Origin of the sequence: Kitasatospora sp. NPDC057518 (genome assembly GCF_042802075.1) — a bacterium.
Taxonomy (GTDB): Bacteria; Actinomycetota; Actinomycetes; order Streptomycetales; family Streptomycetaceae; genus Kitasatospora.
The window spans coordinates 1-4,493 of the sequence record NZ_JBHVEU010000595.1 but is presented as its reverse complement, the minus strand read 5'-3'; the positions used below and the strand labels follow the sequence as shown (position 1 = coordinate 4,493).

Genomic DNA, 4,493 nt, shown 5'->3' with positions numbered 1-4,493 from the left:
GCACCGGCGGGCCGGGCTCCGCGCGTCCGCCTTATGCTGGCCGGGTGCTCGAAGCCGCCCTGCTGCCGACCCCGCTGGTGGACTGCACCGACGAGGCCTTCGCCCGGGCCGGGGTGGAGCTGCGGCTGAAGCGGGACGACCTGCTGCACCCGACCGTCCCCGGCAACAAGTGGCGCAAGCTGGCGCCCAACCTGGCCGCCGCCGTGGAGCGGGGCCACACCCGGCTGCTGACCTTCGGCGGCGCCTACTCGACCCACCTGCGGGCCGTCGCGGCCGCCGCCGGGGCGCTCGGACTGGAGAGCGTGGGGCTGGTCCGCGGCGAGGAGCTGGCCGACCGGCCGCGCAACTGGTCGCTGCGGGCCGCCGAGGCGGCCGGGATGCGGCTGGAGTTCCTGACCCGGGCCGCGTACCGGGAGGCCACCGGCCGGGCCGAGGGGGAGGACGGCGCGGCGGACCCGCTCCGCCGCTGGGGCCCCTGCCTGGTGCTCCCGGAGGGCGGCTCCAACGCCCTGGCCGCCGTCGGCGCGGCCGCGATCCCGGCCGAACTGCCCGACCTCGGCGAGCGGGACGTGGTCTGCTGCCCGGTCGGCACCGGCGGCACCCTGGCCGGCATCGCGGCCGGCCTGCCGGCGGGCGCCCGGGCGCTCGGGGTGGCGGTGCTGCGCGGCGGCGAGGGCTACCTGGAGGAGGAGGTCGCCCGGCTGCACCGGGCCGCCTACGGGCGCGGGTTCGACAACTGGCGGATCGACCACGGGCACCACGGCGGCGGCTACGGGAAGGTCCCGGCCGAGCTGGCCGGCTTCGCGGAGCGGTTCGAGCGCCGCCACGGCGTCCCGCTGGAGCGCCGCTACGTCGCCAAGCTGCTCGCCGCGCTGGCGGACCTGGCGGCGGCGGGCGCCTTCCCGCGCGGCACCCGCCTCACCGCCGTCGTCACCGGGCTGCCGGATCCGGAGTAGCGGCCGGCGGCCGTCGGGGCGAGGCGCCCACGGTTCAGCCGCGCGAGGTGCCCGCCCGGACGCCGGGCCGCCCGCCCTCCCCGGGCGAACGCGGGGAGGACGGGCGGGAGTTCGACGGACGGCCCGGCCCTCAGGCGGGCCGGAGGCCGGGCGCGGTCAGCCGAAGGTCAGGTTCGCGCACGGGTCGGTGTCGGCGGTGCGGGTGTTCTCCGCTATGCCGGTGGGGACGCCGCCCGGGAGGGCGCCGGGGGTGCTGCCCGCGGTGGCGCCCGGGGCGGCGCCCGCCCCGGCAGGGGCCGCGGCGGCAGGGGCCCCGGCGGCAGCCCCGGGTGCGGTCCCGGCACCGGGCTCCGGGCTCGGGGCGGCCACCGCGTCGATCCGGGTGCCCGCCCCGCGGTAGTCGGCGCCGAGGGTGACGGTGATCGCCCCCGAGCCGGGCTCCTCGACCGCCTTGGCGCCGGGGAAGAGCGCCACGACCTGGTCGGCGACGGCCTTCAGCGCGGGGTCGTAGGAGACCTGGGTGGCCTGCTGCCCGGGGGAGTTGGGGCCGAGGGTGATGCTCCGGAAGCCGCGCGCCTTGAGCGTCTCGGCGCCGGAGCCGGCCAGGCCGGGCGTGCCGACCCCGTTGACCACGGTGATCGGCGCCGCGGCCTGCTCCGGGGTGAGCGGCGTGGCCGGGGCGGCCGGGGCACCCGGGTCGGCGCCGGGGGAGGAGGTCACCTGGCCCGTCCCGGAGGTGCTCTGCCCGTCCAGGGTGCGGTCCTCGCGCAGCAGCTTCCAGAGCGCGTCGGCGTCCGGCTGGACCAGCCGCACCCGCTCGCCGGCGAAGCGCCAGGGGGCGGTGACGAAGGAGACGTCCGAGAGCTTGATGTCCTGGATCGAGCGGGCGAAGTCCACCAGCTTCATCGCGGTGCCGAGACCCTCGTCCACGGTGAGCGACTTGGTGGCCGCGTCGGCCAGCGGCAGCAGGGTGGGCAGCGAGAAGCCCTGGCCCTGCACCTTCTTGATCATCGACGAGAGGAAGGCCTGCTGGCGCTTCATCCGGCCGATGTCGGAGTTGTCGCCGATGCCGTGGCGCGCTCTCAGGTAGTCCACCGCGGACTGCCCGGAGAGCTTCTGGAGGCCCTTCTTGAGGTGTATGCCGAACTGGTTGACGTCGTTGGGCACGCAGGCCTCCACGCCGCCCACGGCGTCGGACATCGCGGCCGCGCCCTTGAAGTCGACCACGACGGTGTGGTCGATCCGCAGCCCGGTCAGCTTCTCGACGGTGTTCTGGGTGCAGGCCGGGTTGCCGCTCTCCGCCAGGCCGACGGTGAAGGCGGAGTTGAACATCTGGTCGTTCTTCGGCGTCGTCCAGCTGCCGTTCGGCAGCTTGCAGGACGGGATGGTGACCAGGGTGTCGCGGGGGATCGAGACGCCGACGGCGTGCTTGTGGTCGGCGTAGATGTGCACCAGGATCGCGGTGTCCGAGTGGCCGACGCCCTCGTCGCCGCCGCCCAGCGAGTCGTTGCCCCCGTCGCGGGTGTCCGAGCCGAGCAGCAGCACGTTGACCGGCACCTGGGCGCCGGGGCTGGCCGGCACGGCGGCCGGCGGGCGCTCGGTGGCGACGCCGCCCGGGTCGAAGGTGGTGATGTTGTTGTCCAGCCGGTGGTAGAACCAGGCTCCGGCACCCGCGACCGACAGCACCAGTGCGGCGGCCAGGCCGATGGCGGTCCGCAGGTAGCGGCGCCGACGCGCACTGCTGCTCATCCTCAGTGCCCCCCGTCTTCAGGTATCTCGCGTTCGATGTTCGATGTTCGAACGTTAGACGTTCCGGGAGGCGGTTCGGTTACCCCCCCGGGGCCAACGGACAGCCCCCGGGACCTGTGATGCTGGTCACGCGCCAGGGCCGGAGGCGCCCGCGAGCATCCTCCGGAGCAGGTCGCGCAGGGCCGTCCGCTCGTCCGGGCCGAGTGCGGCCAGCGGCTCGCGGGCGAAGTTGAGCGACTCGCGGAGCTCCTCGGAGGCGGCCGAGCCGGTGCCGGTGGCGGCGACCAGCTTGACCCGGCGGTCGTGCCGGTCGGCCTCGCGGGTGACGAAGCCGCGGGATTCGAGCCGGTCGACGATGCCGGTGATGTTGGAGGGCTCGCAGCTGAGCGTCTGGGCGATCTGGCGCATCGGCATCGGTCCGCGCCGCAGCAGGGCGAGCACCTTGGCCTGGGCGCCGGTGAGCGAGCGGGCGGCGGCGGCCTCCTCGTACTCGCGGTGGAACAGCGCGACCAGGTTGGCCATCAGGTCGACGACCTCGCGGGTGATCTCGTCGGGCTGCGGCGTGGCGTCCTCGACGGGCTGGGTCTCCATGGTCAAAAGTCTACCTGAAAAGTTGACAGGGTGAACCTTTCATGCCCATCGTTACTTCAGTTCATCAACCTTTCATGTTGTGAACAGCGCCTGAACCCGCACCCGAACCCTCAAGGAGCCCCCGATGGCAGAGCAGGCCGCCACCCCCGCGACCGCCCGTGAATGGCACCTCGCCGCCCGCCCCCAGGGCTGGCCGGTGCCGACCGACTTCGCCCTGGTCGAGGCCCCGGTCCGGACCCCCGGCCCGGGCGAGGTCCTGGTCCGCAACGTCTACCTCTCGGTGGACCCGTACATGCGGGGCCGGATGTCGGACCGCAAGTCCTACGCGGAGCCGTACGAGCTGGACAAGCCGATGCTGGGCGGCGCGGTCGGCCGGGTCGTCGCCTCGCGGGCGGAGGGCTTCGCCGAGGGCGACTACGTCCTGCACTTCTTCGGCTGGCGCGAGTACGCGACGTTCGACCCCAGGACGGCCGTCAAGGTGGACCCGGACGCCGCGCCGCTCTCCACCTACCTGGGCGTGCTGGGCATGCCGGGGCTGACCGCGTACGCGGGGCTGACGCGGGTCGCCGGGATCAAGGCCGGCGACGTGGTGTTCGTGTCCGGCGCGGCCGGCGCCGTGGGCGGCATCGTCGGCCAGCTCGCCAGGCTGAAGGGCGCGTCGCGGGTGATCGGCTCCGCCGGCTCGGACGAGAAGGTCGAACTCCTGGTGGAGGAGTACGGGTTCGACGCCGCGTTCAACTACAAGAACGGTCCGGTCGCCGACCAGCTCCGGGCGGCGGCCCCCGACGGCATCGACGTGTACTTCGACAACGTGGGCGGCGAGCACCTCGAAGCGGCGATCGACTCGATCAACCTGCACGGGCGCATCGCGGTCTGCGGCATGATCTCGCAGTACAACGCCACCGAGCCCACTCCGGCCCCGCGCAACCTGGCGCAGATCATCGCCAAGCGCTTCCGCATGGAGGGGCTGCTCGTCGGCGACCACTACGACCTCCAGCCGAAGTTCGTCGAGGAGGTCTCGGCATGGGTGCGTTCCGGTGAGCTGAAGTACCGCGAGACGGTGAGCGAGGGCATCGACGGCACGGTGGACGCCTTCCTCGGTCTGCTGAGCGGCGTCAACACCGGCAAGATGGTCGTCCGCCTGGACGGCTGACGATCCGTCAGGAGACCCGACCGCCCCGCCGCCCCCACCGGGCC

Annotated in this window: 4 protein-coding genes; 2 read left to right on the top strand and 2 right to left on the bottom strand. The window is 74.1% G+C overall.

The genetic code is table 11. The features are described 5' to 3' along the window. Positions 1-44 precede the first annotated feature (44 nt). The gene (locus ACFU7Z_RS36780) at positions 45-956 is read left to right on the top strand and encodes a 1-aminocyclopropane-1-carboxylate deaminase/D-cysteine desulfhydrase (protein WP_117487564.1); all 912 of its coding nucleotides are present in this window, start codon (positions 45-47) and stop codon (positions 954-956) included. A gap of 156 nt (positions 957-1,112) precedes the next feature. Here ACFU7Z_RS36780 and ACFU7Z_RS36775 read toward each other — a convergent pair whose 3' ends face one another. Both ACFU7Z_RS36775 and ACFU7Z_RS36770 read right to left on the bottom strand, forming a co-directional pair. Then, entirely contained in the window at positions 1,113-2,705 is a 1,593-nt protein-coding gene (locus ACFU7Z_RS36775) for an LCP family protein (RefSeq protein WP_380782411.1), read from the bottom strand. A gap of 126 nt (positions 2,706-2,831) precedes the next feature. After that, complete coding sequence (locus tag ACFU7Z_RS36770; protein WP_074000762.1) at positions 2,832-3,296, bottom strand: MarR family winged helix-turn-helix transcriptional regulator; 465 nt, start codon at positions 3,294-3,296, stop codon at positions 2,832-2,834. A 124-nt stretch (positions 3,297-3,420) separates the two neighbouring features. Between ACFU7Z_RS36770 and ACFU7Z_RS36765 the strand changes: the two genes are divergently transcribed. Beyond that, positions 3,421-4,449 (top strand): NADP-dependent oxidoreductase, encoded by a 1,029-nt coding sequence (locus tag ACFU7Z_RS36765; RefSeq protein WP_380782409.1) that lies wholly within the window; start codon positions 3,421-3,423, stop codon positions 4,447-4,449. Positions 4,450-4,493 lie beyond the last annotated feature (44 nt).

Excerpts from the sequence above, each read along its gene's own strand:
- ACFU7Z_RS36770 (WP_074000762.1), bottom strand. The coding sequence starts at position 3,296 with ATGGAGACCCAGCCCGTCGAGGACGCCACGCCGCAGCCCGACGAGATC.
- ACFU7Z_RS36775 (WP_380782411.1), bottom strand. The coding sequence starts at position 2,705 with ATGAGCAGCAGTGCGCGTCGGCGCCGCTACCTGCGGACCGCCATCGGC.
- ACFU7Z_RS36765 (WP_380782409.1), top strand. The coding sequence starts at position 3,421 with ATGGCAGAGCAGGCCGCCACCCCCGCGACCGCCCGTGAATGGCACCTC.